At 68.1% G+C, this 14,139-nt stretch carries 12 protein-coding genes; 3 read left to right on the top strand and 9 right to left on the bottom strand.

All coding sequences use genetic code 11. The features are described from left to right. The first annotated feature begins 13 nt into the window (after positions 1-13). A complete protein-coding gene (locus IB223_RS11905; protein WP_142125799.1) occupies positions 14-352 on the top strand; it encodes a DMT family protein in 339 nt (112 codons plus the stop codon). A 15-nt stretch (positions 353-367) separates the two neighbouring features. Here IB223_RS11905 and IB223_RS11910 read toward each other — a convergent pair whose 3' ends face one another. From IB223_RS11910 to nudE, 6 genes are all read right to left on the bottom strand, one after another. After that, positions 368-910 carry a hypothetical protein gene (locus IB223_RS11910; RefSeq protein WP_192201945.1) on the bottom strand — a complete coding sequence of 181 codons (543 nt, stop codon included), beginning with the start codon at positions 908-910 and terminating at the stop codon, positions 368-370. Positions 911-917: 7 nt separating this feature from the next. After that, positions 918-1,220, bottom strand: coding sequence for a DUF962 domain-containing protein (locus IB223_RS11915; protein ID WP_192201946.1), 303 nt, complete (start codon positions 1,218-1,220; stop codon positions 918-920). A 16-nt stretch (positions 1,221-1,236) separates the two neighbouring features. Next, positions 1,237-1,560, bottom strand: a complete 324-nt coding sequence (locus tag IB223_RS11920; protein WP_192201947.1) for a YnfA family protein — start codon at positions 1,558-1,560, stop codon at positions 1,237-1,239. A 61-nt stretch (positions 1,561-1,621) separates the two neighbouring features. Then, a complete protein-coding gene (mazG, locus tag IB223_RS11925) occupies positions 1,622-2,434 on the bottom strand; it encodes a nucleoside triphosphate pyrophosphohydrolase (protein ID WP_192202411.1) in 813 nt (270 codons plus the stop codon). Then, entirely contained in the window at positions 2,418-3,254 is an 837-nt protein-coding gene (gene cysQ, locus IB223_RS11930) for a 3'(2'),5'-bisphosphate nucleotidase CysQ (protein WP_192201948.1), read from the bottom strand. The genes mazG and cysQ overlap by 17 nt, the downstream gene beginning before the upstream one ends. Then, a complete protein-coding gene (gene nudE, locus IB223_RS11935; protein WP_142125793.1) occupies positions 3,251-3,799 on the bottom strand; it encodes an ADP compounds hydrolase NudE in 549 nt (182 codons plus the stop codon). The genes cysQ and nudE overlap by 4 nt, the downstream gene beginning before the upstream one ends. A 74-nt stretch (positions 3,800-3,873) precedes the next feature. On the opposite strand from nudE, the gene bioA reads away from it, so the two are divergent. Then, positions 3,874-5,268 carry an adenosylmethionine--8-amino-7-oxononanoate transaminase gene (gene bioA, locus IB223_RS11940; RefSeq protein WP_192201949.1) on the top strand — a complete coding sequence of 465 codons (1,395 nt, stop codon included), beginning with the start codon at positions 3,874-3,876 and terminating at the stop codon, positions 5,266-5,268. Between the two features lie 166 nt (positions 5,269-5,434). Then, positions 5,435-6,166: a 16S rRNA (uracil(1498)-N(3))-methyltransferase gene (locus IB223_RS11945; protein ID WP_192201950.1), complete on the top strand. Its 732-nt coding sequence runs from the start codon at positions 5,435-5,437 to the stop codon at positions 6,164-6,166. A 93-nt stretch (positions 6,167-6,259) separates the two neighbouring features. Here the strand turns inward: IB223_RS11945 and IB223_RS11950 are convergent, their stop codons facing one another. Genes IB223_RS11950 through IB223_RS11960 form a run of 3 tightly spaced genes read right to left on the bottom strand, consistent with a single transcriptional unit; the run spans position 6,260 to position 14,073 of the window. Then, a complete protein-coding gene (locus tag IB223_RS11950; RefSeq protein ID WP_192201951.1) occupies positions 6,260-6,730 on the bottom strand; it encodes a chemotaxis protein CheW in 471 nt (156 codons plus the stop codon). Positions 6,731-6,740: 10 nt separating this feature from the next. Then, positions 6,741-7,982, bottom strand: coding sequence for a chemotaxis protein CheB (locus IB223_RS11955; RefSeq protein WP_343227191.1), 1,242 nt, complete (start codon positions 7,980-7,982; stop codon positions 6,741-6,743). Beyond that, on the bottom strand, positions 7,975-14,073 hold the full coding sequence (locus IB223_RS11960) for an Hpt domain-containing protein (protein WP_192201952.1): 6,099 nt from the start codon (positions 14,071-14,073) through the stop codon (positions 7,975-7,977). The genes IB223_RS11955 and IB223_RS11960 overlap by 8 nt, the downstream gene beginning before the upstream one ends. Between the last annotated feature and the right edge of the window lie 66 nt (positions 14,074-14,139).

Here is a 14,139-nt window from a genome sequence, read left to right on the forward strand (position 1 = left end):
CGACGACCCCACCATGATCGAACGCGTTCTCCCCCTGTTCCTGCTGCTGGCCTCCAACGTCTTCATGACCTTCGCCTGGTACGGGCACCTGAAGTACAAGTCATCCCCGCTGTTCGTCGCGATCCTGGCCAGCTGGGGCATCGCCTTCTTCGAGTACACGCTGATGGTCCCGGCCAACCGCATGGGCAGTGCGGTCTATTCGGTCGTGCAGCTGAAGACGATCCAGGAGATCCTGACCCTGCTGGTCTTCGCGGGCTTCAGCACCTGGTACCTGGGCCAGCCGCTGAAATGGAACCACTACGCCGCCTTCGCCCTGATCGTGGGCGCGGCGTTCCTGATGTTCTACGAGTGAGGGCGTCGGCCGCACTCAGTGGAAGTATCCGGCGCGCTCCAGCATCCACTCCGCACGTGCTTCCACCCGCCGGTGGTCCCGCAACACGTAGGAACCCTGGATGACGGCAACGGTGCGCGCCGCTTCGAGGGGCGACAAGGCATCCAGGGACTTGCGATGTTCGCGTCGCGCTAGTGCCGCCAGGCCATGGTCAGTACCGTTGTAAGCCTGGGACACGATGAGGCCATACATCGCGGAGTCTTCCAGGTGCAGCGGCAGCAGGAACCGCCAGAGCAGTTCGCGCACGTGCCGGCCCACCACACTGCGCCTGTCCGTGCCATCCACGTGCGCCAGCGCGAGACGTGCTCCGTAGGTGTCTGGCGAAGCCACTCCCGCATCGATGAGGTCGCGAACAAGCTGCGGAGGCGATGCCTCCAGCGGTTCCGCCCTTGCAAGCAGCACCTCGACCTCGGCGACATGCGGCCTGACTGCCACCCAGTCGTATGCGAACAGTCCGGCCAACGGTAAGCCGACCAGCAACGCCGCGGCGTGGACGGTGTGCCGGACCACGCGGCTCATGCGCCGCTCAGAACCGGATCTTGCCGGTGAGGATGTCCTTGAACATCACCCAGTCGCCGGCGAAGGAATAGAACGGATGCTTGAAGGTCGCGGGCCGGTTCTTTTCGAAAAAGAAGTGGCCTATCCAGGCGAAGCCGTAGCCGCAGAACAGCGCGGCGAGCAGCCACCACGCATTGCGTTCGACGAGGGCCAACACCAGCAGGGCCAGCACGCCGCAGCTGCCGATGAAGTGCAGCCGGCGCGAGGTGCGGTTGCTGTGCTCGCCCAGGTAGAACGGATAGAACTCGCGGAAGCTGGCGAAGCGGCTCATGTCCCCTCCCACAGGGTCAGGCAGCGCGTGGCGCGAACATGATCACCGCCATGCCGGCCAGGCACAAGCCGGCGCCGAGCAGGTCCCAGCGGGTGGGCTTCACCGCGTCCACCGCCCACAGCCAGAAGATGGCGACGGTGACGTAGACGCCGCCGTAGGCTGCGTACACACGGCCGGAGGCGGTGGGATGCAAGGTCAGCAACCACGCGAACAGCGCCAGGCTGACGGCGGCCGGCAGCAGCAGCCAGGCGCTGCCGCCTTTGCGCAGCCACAGGTACGGCAGGTAGCAGCCGACGATCTCGGCCAGAGCAGTCACCAGGAACAGCAACAAGGTTTTCATGAGACCCCTGTAGGACGGGCTTCAGCACCGATACCTTGTGCAGTCGGGGCTGAAGCCACTCCTACAGCCCTTGCTGCTTCACCCGCGCCCACAACGCTTCCTGTTGCTCCAGCGACAGCGCGGACATCGAGGTGCCGTCTGCCGCGGTCAGCGCTTCCATCGCACGGAAGCGACGTTCGAACTTCAGGTTTGCCCGGCGCAACGCACCACCCACATCCACCTTCGCATGACGCGCTAGGTTGGCGGCGACGAACAGCAGGTCGCCGATTTCGTCCTCCAGCCGCGCGTCGCGTTCGGGCGAAGGGGCGGCAGCGAGTTCAACGCGGACTTCATCGATCTCCTCGTGCAGCTTGTCGATCACCGGCGCGGTATCCGGCCAGTCGAAACCGACCCGCGCCGCGCGCGACTGCAGCTTCACCGCGCGCTGCCACTCGGGCAGGCCGCGCGAGACGCCGGCGAGCGCGGAAGCATCCTCTTCACCGGCCGCTTTCCGCTCGGCCGCCTTGATGGCTTCCCAGTTGACGGTCTGCGCCTCGGCATCGGCGAACGAGGCATCGCCGAAGACGTGCGGATGACGCCGCACCATCTTGTCGCAGATGGCATCGACCACGTCCCCGAACGCGAACGCGCCCTGCTCGTCCGCCATCTGCGCATGGAAGACGACCTGCAGCAGCAGGTCGCCGAGCTCGTCCTTCAGCGCCGGCAGGTCATTGCGGTCGATCGCGTCGGCGACTTCGTACGCTTCCTCGATCGTGTAGGGCGCGATCGAGGCGAAGTTCTGCTCGAGGTCCCACGGACAACCGCCCTCGGGATTGCGCAGGCGGGCCATGATGCCCAGCAGGCGCGCGATGTCGCCGTCAGGCGCTGCGGGCATGTCCATGGTCGTCGTCCTGCGCCCGCGCCAGCCAGTCGCGCCACGGCAGCGTCATGTCGCCCAGCGCCACGAAATCACCATTGAGCAGGGTCGCGCGGCGGTTGTAGCGGAATGCACGTCCATCCGGCGCGAGCAATGCGCCGCCGGCGGCTTCCAGCACGCACTGCGCGGCGGCGGTGTCCCACTCGCTGGTGGGGCCGAAGCGCGGATAGACATCCAGGGTGCCTTCGGCGATGCGGCAGAACTTCAGCGAGGAGCCGAGCGAGACCTCCTCGATCCCGCCCATGCCCTCCAGGAAAGCCTGCGTGCGCGCGTCGCGGTGCGAACGGCTGGCCGCCACCTTCAGCGTACCCCTGGCGGGCGCACGCGTGCGGATCTGCGCGTCCACCTCGCCGATGCGGCGGTACGCGTTGCGGCCCTGGCGCGCATGCCAGGTCTCGCCGGTCACCGGTGCATGCACCACGCCGAAGATGGGCTCGTTCTGTTCGATCAGCGCGATGTTCACGGTGAACTCGCCATTGCGCTTGATGAACTCGCGCGTGCCGTCCAGCGGGTCCACCAGCCAGTACGTCGGCCATTGGCTGCGCTCGGCCCACGGAACGTCGGAGGCTTCCTCCGACAGCACGGGCCATTGCGGGGTCAGCCGGCGCAGGCCATCGGCGATGACCTGGTGCGCGGCCATGTCGGCGGCGGTCAGCGGGCTGTCGTCACTCTTGCGCTGCACATCGAAAGCATTCTCGTACACGGCCAGGATGGCCTGGCCCGCTTCGCGGGCGATGACGATGACGGCTTCGTGCAGGTCGGCGGTCATGCGACTCATGTCCGCTCTTTCAACCATTCGCGGGCGATGAACAGAGCCGCCAGCGAACGACCTTCCGAAAAATCCTCGCGCAGCATCAGCTGGTCGAGGTCTTGCAACTTCCAGGGCACTACTTCCAACTCCTCGGGTTCATCCCCCGGCAGGCGCTCGGGGTACAGGTCTCTTGCCACCACCAGCCAGGACTGGTGGCTCATGTAAGTGGGTGCCAGGGTCAGGGCGCGCAGCACGTCGATACGGCGCGCACCGAAGCCGGCTTCTTCCTTCAGTTCGCGGTCGGCCGCCTGCTCGGGCGTTTCGCCGGCATCGATCCGGCCCTTCACCAGGCCCAGTTCGTAACGGTGCATGCCGGCGGCGTATTCACGCACCAGGAGCACGGTGTCCTCGTCCTGCATCGGCACCACGACCACCGCGCCATGACCCTGCGCACGGAGCCGATGGTAGCGACGGCGTTCGCCGTTGCTGAACTCCAGGTCGAGTTCCTCGACATGCCGGTCCGGCCCGTCTGCGCGTTGGGTGATGCCGTGGATGGTGGGAAGACGGCTCATGCGGCGGCGCGGCGTCCACGCCCGGCACGCAGGGCGTGGCGACGGAAGGGGGTGGGGGCCGATATCATGTGGGGATGCGACAACAGGATCATCAAGCGGGAATGCTAGCAGAGGCGGACGCTTGGCGTGCCCGCGATCTGTCGGTGGTGTGGCATCCCTGCACCCAGATGCGTGAGCACCCGCACACCTTGCCGCTGTTACCCATCGCGCGCGGTGATGGTGCATGGCTCATCGGGCACGATGGCAGGCGTTACCTGGACGCGGTCAGCAGTTGGTGGACCAACCTGTTCGGGCATGCGGAGCCGCGCATCGGCACCGCCATCGCCACCCAGGCCATGGCCCTGGAACAGGTGATGCTGGCCGGCTTCACCCACGCACCGGCGGTGGAACTGGCCGAACGCCTGCTTGCGATCGCACCGCGCCAACAGGGGCGCACGCCGCTATCGAAGGTGTTCTACGCCGACAATGGCTCCGCCGGCGTGGAAGTGGCATTGAAGATGGCGTTCCACTGGTTCCACAACCGGGGCGAACACCGCCGCACCCGGTTCATCGCGCTCGAGAATGGCTACCACGGCGAGACGCTGGGAGCGCTGGCGGTGGGCGACATCCCGCTTTACCGGCGCGTCTATGCGCCGCTGCTGGCCGAGGCGCTGTTCGCACCCTCCCCCGATGCCTACCTCGCGCTGCCCGATGAGTCGCCGGCCGACTGCGCCGCGCGCGCCGCAGCCGCGCTGGCGACCCTGCTGGACCAGCATCCGGGCGAAGTCTGCGCAGTGATCGTGGAGCCACGCGTGCAGTGCGCGGGCGGCATGCGCATGCACCACCCGGATTACCTCGCCCGCGTGCGCGAACTCTGCGACGCCAGCGGCGCGTTCCTGATCGCCGACGAGATCGCGGTGGGCTTCGGTCGCACCGGCACGCTGTTCGCCAGCGAACAGAGCGGCGTGATGCCCGACCTGCTGTGCCTGTCGAAGGGGCTGACCGGCGGCTTCCTGCCACTGGCCGCCGTCCTGGCCACGGAGGCGATCTACGATGGCTTCCTCGATGACGCGCGCGAACGCGCCTTCCTGCATTCGCATAGCTACACGGGCAATCCCCTGGCCTGCGCGGCGGCATTGGCCTCGCTGGACATCTTCCGCGCCGACGACGTGCTGGCGCGCAATCGCGCCACGGCGCGCGCCATGGCGGCACTGGCCGAACCGCTGGCCGCGCACCGCCACGTAGCGGACGTGCGCCAGGCCGGCATGATGCTGGCATTCGAACTGACCCGGGACGGCGACAAGGCCACGCCCTTTCCGGCAACGGCGCGCGTTGGCCTGAGAGCCTACCGGGCTGCATTGGCCCGCGGCGTGGTGCTGCGCCCGCTCGGCGACGTGTTGTACTGGATGCCGCCGTACTGCGTGGACGAAGAGCAACTGCAGATGCTGGCCGATGTCACCCGCGCGGCGATCGACGAGGCGACGGCATGACGTGCTCTCGCCAGAACACTCCCCGTCGGAGCTTCTGCCCTGGCTGTGGATCGGGAAGCACCGACAGGGCCATCCACTCAACTGGTGCGCTGCAGCGCGTTCGTTGTCATGGCGGCAGGCATGTCGTCGTGGCGCGGGCTGAAGCCCCTCCTGCAGGGAGCGTTGCATGCGCCTGACCCGCTGTTTCGTTGAACGGCCGTTGCAGACGGGCGCGCGGCTCGCCCTGCCGGAGTCCACCGCCAACCACCTGGCCCGCGTACTGCGCCTGCGCGAAGGCGACGCCTGCGTACTGTTCAACGGCGACGGCCACGACTACGACGCCCGCCTCACCACCATCGGCAAGCGCGAGGTGGTGGCCGAGATCGTATCGATGCGCATGGTCGACAACGAATCGCCGCTGCACATCACCCTGCTGCAAGGCATCGCGCGGGGCGAGAAGATGGACCTGATCCTGCAGAAAGCAACCGAACTCGGCGTAGCCGCGATCATCCCCGTGACGGCGGAACGTACCGAAGTGAAGCTGGACGCCGAGCGTGCCGAAAAACGCGTGGCGCACTGGCGCAATGTCATTGCGTCCGCCTGTGAACAGAGTGCGCGTGCGCGCCTGCCGTCGTTGTCGCCACCAGCCGCACTCGCGGATGCGGCACGCAGGGTCGACAGCGGCGCGACGCGACTGACGCTGGATCCTGCCGGCGACGTGTCGATGGCCACCGTGCAGGTGGCGTCAGGCGCAGTGGTGGTGGCGATCGGACCGGAAGGCGGCTGGTCGCCACGCGATCGCGACACGCTGTCCGCGGCGGGTTTCATCGGGCTACGCCTCGGCCCCCGCATCCTGCGTACCGAAACTGCGGGACTTGCCGCCATCGCCGCGCTGCAATCGCGCTTCGGCGACCTGTAGGGCGGGCCCTGGCCCGCCAGCACGTATCGCGGAAAAGCCACTTCGCTTGCAGGATCCGTGGGGGCAGGCTGAAGCCCCTACGACAGCGACACCTCAGGCCGCGTTGGCCAGCGCGTCGCCGATCATCGATTCGACCACTTCCAGGTCGGGCAGCACGGCGGCTTCGTCACCGAGCAGCACGCGCACCTTCACCCCGACCGGCAGGTCTTCTTCAGTCGCGTCGGCCAGCAGGCCGTCACGCGGCACCGACACCAGACGCGGGAACGATGGCGTCAACAGCGCGAAGTACGGGCGATCTTTGTCGCCACTCAGCGCCTTCAGCACCACGATCTTGCTGTTGAGCGCCACCGGCTCGTTCGGATTGCCACTCAGGCGGCCGAACGCGACCAGCGGGACCGGCCAGCCATGCCAGTCGATCCGGCCCGGCAGCCAGTCGGGCATGTCGGCGATCGGCTCGACCGGCGCACGCGTGAGCACTTCGGCCACGGTGGCGTTGGGCAGCAGCAGGCGGTACTCGCCTGCCTGGATCAGGACGCCGCGGATTTCGTCGTTGGAATGGGCCATCGTATGTTCCTCAGAACCAGCGGTCGGTCAGGCGTTGCGCGAGCTGCATGGGCGCGGCCAGTTCGGCACCACGCGATGCCAGCGCCTTCGGTGCCACCGGGTCGTAGCAGCCGTCCTGCGACTGGCCCAGCACGAGCGCACCCTGCTCGCCCAGCGCGGCGACCGGATCCACCAGTGCGCTGTCGCTGCCGCTGAGCAGCAGCACCGCGCTGTCGGCGGGCGGCAGTTGCGGGATCATCGTGTGGATCACGGCACCCGGGCGGAAGCTCACCACACCTGCATCGACAAAAGGCACCACGTCACCGGGCAGCACGTAGATGTGTCCCGCTTCGGCGGGTTTGCCGGCTTCGGCCAGCAACACCGGCATGTGCGCCACGCGCTCCATCTGCCGGACCAGGTTGTCGTAGCGGCCACCGTCCAGGCGCAGATGCACCAGCACCGGCTTGGGGAAGCCATCCGGCAACTCGGCCAGCAGCTTCCGCACCGCGTCGGGACCGCCGATGCCAGCGAAGACCAGCACGGCGCCCTGCACGCGCGCCGCACCCGTGGCACCGCCGGATTCCAGCGGTTCCAGTTCCAGCGTGGACAGGTCGAAGGTCGAAGCAGGCACTGGCGGCGGCGCCACGACGGGCGCTTCCGGGAGCGGCGGCGGCATGGAGGGTGCCGGCGCGGCAGCGGGCGCCGCGTCGACCGTGGCATGACGCAGCCAGTCGTCCGCGTCGATCACCTGTTCCGCGGCTGAGCGCGTCGCCAGGCCGCCGGTGTAGGCGAAATCATCACGCGGAAGTTCGAACGCGATGTCGGCCGCTTCTTCGAGGTGCAGCGAAATCTCCGCGCCCTCGTGCAATTGCGCGGGCGTCACCGGCAAGCCGGGTTCGAGCTGCAGGCCGACGTCTTCTTCGCGACCAGGCGGCAACACGTCCTGGTGCCCGTGCAGTTTCGCCGCCAGGTGCCGCGCCCAGCGCTGGGCTTCCCAGCCCTGGCGCCGCGCAGCCAATTCGGCTTCGTCGAAGATCACCGCGACCGCCGGGTCATGCAGCACGCTGTCGAAACGCTCCAGGCTGTCCTCGATGGCCGGTTCCAGCGCCACCAGCACCACCTGCGGCGCACTGCCGCCGAGGGCCTCCACATCGAGCGCATTGGGATCGTCTTCCAGCACGATGTCAGCGCCGGCCTCATGCAGCGCCACACGCAGGCGCTCGCGCGCTTCGCCCGGCCGTGCCAGCAAGGCAACGCGTTTGGCTTCACTCACGGACACGGGCGATTCCCAGCAGGTCGTAGACGTTGCGCATCAGGTCAAGCTCCTGGTACGGCTTGCCCAGGTAACGCTGCACGCCGATATCGAAGGCGCGCTGGCGGTGCTTGTCGCCGGTACGCGACGTGATCATCACGATGGGCACGTCCTTGAAACGCGGATCGGCCTTCATCGCGGTGGCCAGCTCGTAACCGTCCATGCGCGGCATTTCGATGTCCAGCAGCATCAGGTCGGGTACGCGCTCTTCCAGTTTCTCCAGCGCTTCGACGCCATCGCGCGCGGCGCTGACCTCGAAGTTGTGGCGTTCCAGCACGCGGCTGGTCACCTTGCGCATGGTCAGCGAGTCGTCCACCACCATCACCAGCGGCACCCGGCGCTGCTCGACCGCGGTGACCTGCTGCGTCGGCTGCTGCGGCTGCGCCAGATGGCGACGCACCAGCGGCGCGGCATCCAGGATCACCACCACGCTGCCGTCGCCGGTGATCGTGGCGCCGTAGATGCCGGGGATGGAGGCGATCTGCGGCCCCACCGGCTTGACCACGATCTCGCGATTGCCGAGCACCTGGTCGACCGCGACGGCCGCGCGCAGGTCGCCCGCGCGCACCAGCAACAGCGGCACCTGCGGCTGGCCTTCCGCCTTCGCCGGTCCCTGTCCCACCAGGTGGCCCAGGTTGTAGAGCGGATAGTCCTCGCCGGCGTAGTGGTAGCTGCCCACGCCCGCACTGAAGCGCGCGTGGCTGATGCGGCCGATGCCGCTGACCGCCGCCACGGGCACCGCGAACTGCGTTTCGCCGATCTGCACGAACACGGCCTGACTGACCGCCAGCGTCTGCGGCAGGCGCAGGGTAAAGGTCGCCCCCTTGCCCGGTATCGAATTGATTTCCAGCGAGCCGCCCAGCTGGCGCACCTCGTTGTACACCACGTCCATGCCCACGCCGCGGCCCGCCAACTGGCTGACCTGGTCGTAGGTGCTGAACCCGGGCTCCAGGATCAGGCGGTCCAACGCGCTGTCGGGCAGCACTGCGCCCGGCTGCAGCAGACCGCGCTGCTCGGCGCGCTTGCGGATGGCATCACGGTTGAGGCCGGCACCGTCGTCGGATACCTCCAGCACCATTTCCGAGCCTTCGCGGCGCAGCGCCACGTGCACGGTGCCTTCTTCCGGCTTGCCGGCCTTGCGGCGTTCCTTGGGCCCTTCCAGCCCGTGTGCGACCGAGTTGCGCAGCAGGTGCTCCAGCGGCGCGGTCATGCGGTCCAGCACGTTGCGGTCCATTTCACCGTGCGTTCCGGAGAACTGCAGGCTGACCTGCTTGTGCGTCTCGGTGGCGGCCTGCCTCAGCACGCGGCGCAGGCGCGGCACGATGCCTTCGAACGGCAGCATGCGCGCACGCATCAGGCCATCCTGGAGCTCCGAACTGACGCGCGACTGCTGTTGCAGCAGGCCGTCGTACTGGCGCGCCAGGTCGTCGAGCACGCCCTGCAGGCCGCTGATGTCCGCCGCCGATTCGGCCAGCGCGCGGCTGAGCTGCTGCAGCGTGGAGAAGCGGTCCAGTTCCAGCGGATCGAACGTGGGGTCCTGCTTGTCGTGCTCGCGCTGGTAACGCGCGACGATCTGCGCCTCCGTCTCCAGGTCGAGACGGCGCAACTGATCGTGCATACGGATGTTGGTGCGGTCCAGTTCAGCCATCGCACCGCGGAACGCGCCCAGCTGCTGTTCGAGGCGGGCACGGTAGATCGCCACTTCGCCGGCGTTGTTGACCAGGCGATCCAGCAGGTCCGCGCGCACGCGTACCTGCTCCTGCTGACCCATCGGGAAGAACTCTTCCTCCACCGGGACCGCGACCTCGGTCTCGATCGGCGCCGACAACGGCGCCAGCTCGACCGGGGCGATGGACGTTTCCGCCGCCGTCGACGTCTCGGGCAGTTCGATGCCGCGGGCGCGCGCATTGAACTCCGCGATCATGCCGTCCGGAATGGCGACGGCGCGACGCGCGGTGACGCGGGCGAGCTGTGCATGCAGCGTGTCGAAGCCGCGTTCCAGCAACTGGATGGCGCGACGGTCCAGCTCGGTGCGCTGGCCGGCGATCGATTCCAGCATCGATTCGATCGCGTGGCCCAGGTCGCCCACGGCGTGGATGCCGGCCATCCGGGCGCCGCCCTTGAGCGTGTGCAGATCGCGCTGCAGGCCAATGATCAGCGCGCGGTCTTCCGGCGTTTCCCGCAACTTGGCGATCAGATCGTCGGAGTGGTCGAGCAGGTCGTTGCCTTCCTCGATGAAGATCTCGACCAGGTCCAGGTCGAGCCCGGTCAGGTCGAGGGCCTCTTCCGGCTCCGGCATGTCGGCGGGTGCACTGGTCACGGCAGACTCCTCGACTTCCACGGAGGCGACGACATCGGACGGCGCTTGTTCGGCAGCTTCGAAGGCTTCCGCGTCTTCCGTTGTTTCAACCGGCTCGGCAGCGTCTTCGACAGGCGTGTGCTCCGCCGCGACGGCGTCGTCCACCACCGGCTCTTCCACGGTGCCATCGAAGCCGGTCGTCCCGTCGGCAACCTCGGTCGCCGCTTCTTCGATGGAGAGACTCTCGACTGCGGGCGCGTCGGCAACCTGTTCCGCAGTGCCGTGCTCTTCGACGATGGACGGCGTTACCTCGCCCATCGCGACCTCGTCATCCTGCGCCGCCACGCGCTCATCGGTGGCATCGGCGACGGACGCCGTTTCGTCGGTGACGTCGACGGTCACGACCGCATCGCCGGACGCTTCCACCGAACCAGGCTCACCTGCTTCCAGCACATCCATCGCGGCAACGTCGGCGAGATCGGTCGCGTCGGTGATGTCGTCCGTGCTTCCGGTGCCTTCGGCGACCGCCACGTCCGTGATCGCGTCATCCGGCACCAGCGCCGTGTCGACAACGACGGCTTCGGTTTCGACCAGGAACGCAGGCAAGTCGGCGTCCACCAGCAGCGCGTCATCGATCGGCTCGGCGAACGCGTCCTCTTCCTGCGCCTGTACTGCGGCTTCCAACGATGCGTCGGCAACGGCGGAGGACTCCATCTCGATCGTGGCGCCATCCGCCACCTCGGCATGAACGTCTTCGCCCGCCCCGGCCGGCGCCGCCGCGTGATCGACTTCCGATTGCCGTGCGCGAGGCAGGATCCGGTAGTCGATGTCGTAGAACGTCACGCCCTGCGATGCAGGCTGCTCCACGTCCGCCGGGGTGGTTTCCCCGGTGTGCAGCACTGCATCGGGTGCGGCATCGGCCGTTTCGACGACCGCATCTTCCGGCGTGGCGTCGTCCGCCATTCCGGTCGCGGCAAGATCGCCCGCACCGTTGGCGGCGTCGCTGTCGAGGTATGCGGACAGGTCCAGCGCGGACAACTCGATGTCGGACGGCGCGACCGGCGGTGCGATCGTCGGCATCTGGCCGACATAGGTGCCCTGGTGCGCGTCGTCGACGATCTGCGCGCCATGGCGCAGGTCGGGCAGGCTGTCGCGCAGCGCGGCGAGCTGGCCCGCCAGCGCCGCGAATACCGGGATGCGCGGCGACGGCGCCTGCAGGGCGGCGATGCTGCGGCGGATCGCCTGCGCGGTGTCGGCCAGTGCGGCCACGCCTTCCGGCGGTGGCGTCTCGCCCGCCGACAGCAGGCGTTTGACGTACTGCTCCGCAGACGAGGTGACATGGGTGATTTCCGGCACGTCCGCCATCGCCAGCGCACCGTTCATCGTATGCACGGCGCGCAGCAGTTCTTCCGTGACCGGGGTGGCTTCCACCTGGGCCTTCTGCAGCCAGGTATCGACCGTGTCGAGATGGTTGTCGACCTCGGTCTCCAGGATCTCGCGCAGCACCGCATCGACGGACGCCGGCGTGCCTTCGGTCTCGGGTTCGAACACCGCAGGCACGTCTTCGGTGACCGGCACGGTCGTCTGCGCGAACGCCGGCTCGACGAAGTCCGCTTCCTCGTCCAGCACGGTCGGCTGGGCGCTGTAGTACGCCTCTTCGCCCGCGGCCAGGCGATCCGCCACGTCCTGCAGGCCGGCCAAGTCGGCCGTCACGCTGCCCTGGCCGCGCAGCGCGGCGTTGAGTTGCGGCAATGCGTCGCAAGCCTGTTCCAGCAGGACTTCCACCGCGTGGCTCGGCGCGCGCGTGCGGTCGAGCACGCGATTGAGCATGTTCTCGACCTTCCAGCTGAATTCGCCCAGCGTCTTGGCGCCCACCAGGCGTCCACTGCCCTTCAGGGTATGGAACACGCGGCGGATCGGGCGCAAACGATCGAAATCTTCGGGATTGCTGCGCCAGGCGGGCAGCAGCTGGCGCAGATTGACGATTTCCTCGTCGAACTCTTCGAGGAAGACGTCGCGGATCTCGTCGTCGATATCCGTGGCATCGCCGTCGAAGCCGCCCACCACGCTCGCCGCCGGCAGCGCGGCCGCCGCAGCGGCAATCTCGTGGCGCAGGTCGGGCAACGCATCGGCATCGATATCGACGATGTCCGGCGTCGCCTCGGACACGTCCGCGTCCGTTTCAGTGGGATCCACCGCAACGGGTGCCTCGTCGCTTTCCACCACGGGCGCGACTGTATCGTCCAGCGCGGACACCGGCGAGGCCGCTCCGGCGTCACCGTCGGCCTCTTCGAAGCCCACCGGATCGAATGGATTGGCGCCGCCGGACACGGGCACGGCGGGCGTGACCTCGATCGGTTCCAGCGACAGCCCGGCGAACGAGATTGGCGCGGGTGCTTCCGTTGCGGAGATGGACGCTTCGTCGGCCAGGGGCGCTTCGGCGATCGGCGCGACGACGGGTGCCACCGCGACCGGCGGGATTGCTTCTTCAACCGCCGGGGCTTCGGGCGGCAGCGGCCAGTAGCGCAGGGCTTCCAGGCTGCCGCGGGTGATCTCGAGGATGTCCTCGCGATTCGGGCGGCGCTCGCGCAACGCTTCCAGGTAGTACTCGAGGCTGGCCATCGCATCGGCCAGGGTGTCCAGCTGCTGGCCGCCGGGCACGCGCTTCTTGCCGATCAGCTCGCCACTGACGTAACGGCGCACACCGATGACGTAGTCGCCCGCCTGCGCCAGTTCGAGCATGCGCAGCGCGCCCGCGACCTCGTCCAGCAGGCGCGGCACGTCGGTCAGTTCGGCATGGTCCCAGTTGGTTTCGATGAACGCGACGAAACGCTCGCGCGCACCGGCGAAATTGATGATGGCCTCCTGCGCCAGCACTTCGACCGTGCGTTGCGATTCGGCCGTGCTGGGATCGGGCGCCGCATCGCCGGCACTGCCCAGGCGCGCGACCTGATCGTCCAGCGAGGCATCGACATACAGCAGTGCACCGGCGACATCGAGCAGCGTGCCTTCGTCCGCAGGACGGGCGCCCGCCACGACTTCGCGCAGGGTGTCGCGCTGCTGCATCACCACATCGCGCGCCACGCCCAGGCCCATCATGCCCAGGGTGTCGGCCACGTTGCCGAGTTCGGCAACCTGCGATTCGAGTTCCTGCGCCTCGCTGCCGGTGCGCAAATGCAGGTCCAGCGCGTCCTTCACGCGCAGGAGCTCTTCCTTGACCGCGTTGCCGACGGTATCGAGCAGTTCGCGGTTGCGCCCGCTGAGGCTGCTGCGCGCGTGGTCGATCTCGGCCTCGCTGGGCGTCGCGTCGTCGCGGGCACCTGGCGGGAACAGCATGCTTTCGTTGAGGCCCGATGCGCCGCGCGATGCGCGGATCTCGTTGAGCAACGGCAGCAGCACGATGGGGATGTCCCGGTGGCCGTCCTGCAACCGTTCCAGGTAATCCGGCAACAGCACGGCGCCGCGCATCAAGGTGGAGCAGGCTTCGTCCCGGTCGGCCACGCCGCCTTCCTGCAGCGCCTTGGCGAGCAGCTCCAGCTCTTCGGCCACCATCGCGGGCGCGTACAACTCCACCATGCGCAGCGTGCCTTGCACCTGGTGCAGGTAGCCGGCGCAGAAGCGCATGCGGCTGGTATCGGCGGGCGTTTCCACGAAGGCTTCGATTTCCTGCCGCACCAGGCGCAGGGTTTCGTCGAGCTCGGGCTTCACCCAGCCGAGCACGGCGTGGCTCATGGCTTCGCGCAGCGCACTCATGGGCATGCTCCCGCGGCGACGGCGGAACCGTCAGCCTCGCGCTGCTGGCAGGCGGGATGGCGTAGG

Origin of the sequence: Pseudoxanthomonas sp. PXM03 (assembly GCF_014852005.1) — a bacterium.
Taxonomy (GTDB): domain Bacteria; phylum Pseudomonadota; class Gammaproteobacteria; order Xanthomonadales; family Xanthomonadaceae; genus Pseudoxanthomonas_A.

What these genes read in the sequence shown, in the direction of transcription:
- IB223_RS11915 (WP_192201946.1), bottom strand. Translation starts at nt 1,220, where the DNA reads ATGAGCCGCTTCGCCAGCTTCCGCGAGTTCTATCCGTTCTACCTGGGC.
- IB223_RS11950 (WP_192201951.1), bottom strand. Translation starts at nt 6,730, where the DNA reads ATGGCCCATTCCAACGACGAAATCCGCGGCGTCCTGATCCAGGCAGGC.
- IB223_RS11960 (WP_192201952.1), bottom strand. Translation starts at nt 14,073, where the DNA reads ATGAGTGCGCTGCGCGAAGCCATGAGCCACGCCGTGCTCGGCTGGGTG.
- IB223_RS11905 (WP_142125799.1), top strand. Translation starts at nt 14, where the DNA reads ATGATCGAACGCGTTCTCCCCCTGTTCCTGCTGCTGGCCTCCAACGTC.
- IB223_RS11945 (WP_192201950.1), top strand. Translation starts at nt 5,435, where the DNA reads ATGCGCCTGACCCGCTGTTTCGTTGAACGGCCGTTGCAGACGGGCGCG.
- bioA (WP_192201949.1), top strand. Translation starts at nt 3,874, where the DNA reads ATGCGACAACAGGATCATCAAGCGGGAATGCTAGCAGAGGCGGACGCT.
- IB223_RS11910 (WP_192201945.1), bottom strand. Translation starts at nt 910, where the DNA reads ATGAGCCGCGTGGTCCGGCACACCGTCCACGCCGCGGCGTTGCTGGTC.
- mazG (WP_192202411.1), bottom strand. Translation starts at nt 2,434, where the DNA reads ATGCCCGCAGCGCCTGACGGCGACATCGCGCGCCTGCTGGGCATCATG.
- IB223_RS11920 (WP_192201947.1), bottom strand. Translation starts at nt 1,560, where the DNA reads ATGAAAACCTTGTTGCTGTTCCTGGTGACTGCTCTGGCCGAGATCGTC.
- nudE (WP_142125793.1), bottom strand. Translation starts at nt 3,799, where the DNA reads ATGAGCCGTCTTCCCACCATCCACGGCATCACCCAACGCGCAGACGGG.
- cysQ (WP_192201948.1), bottom strand. Translation starts at nt 3,254, where the DNA reads ATGAGTCGCATGACCGCCGACCTGCACGAAGCCGTCATCGTCATCGCC.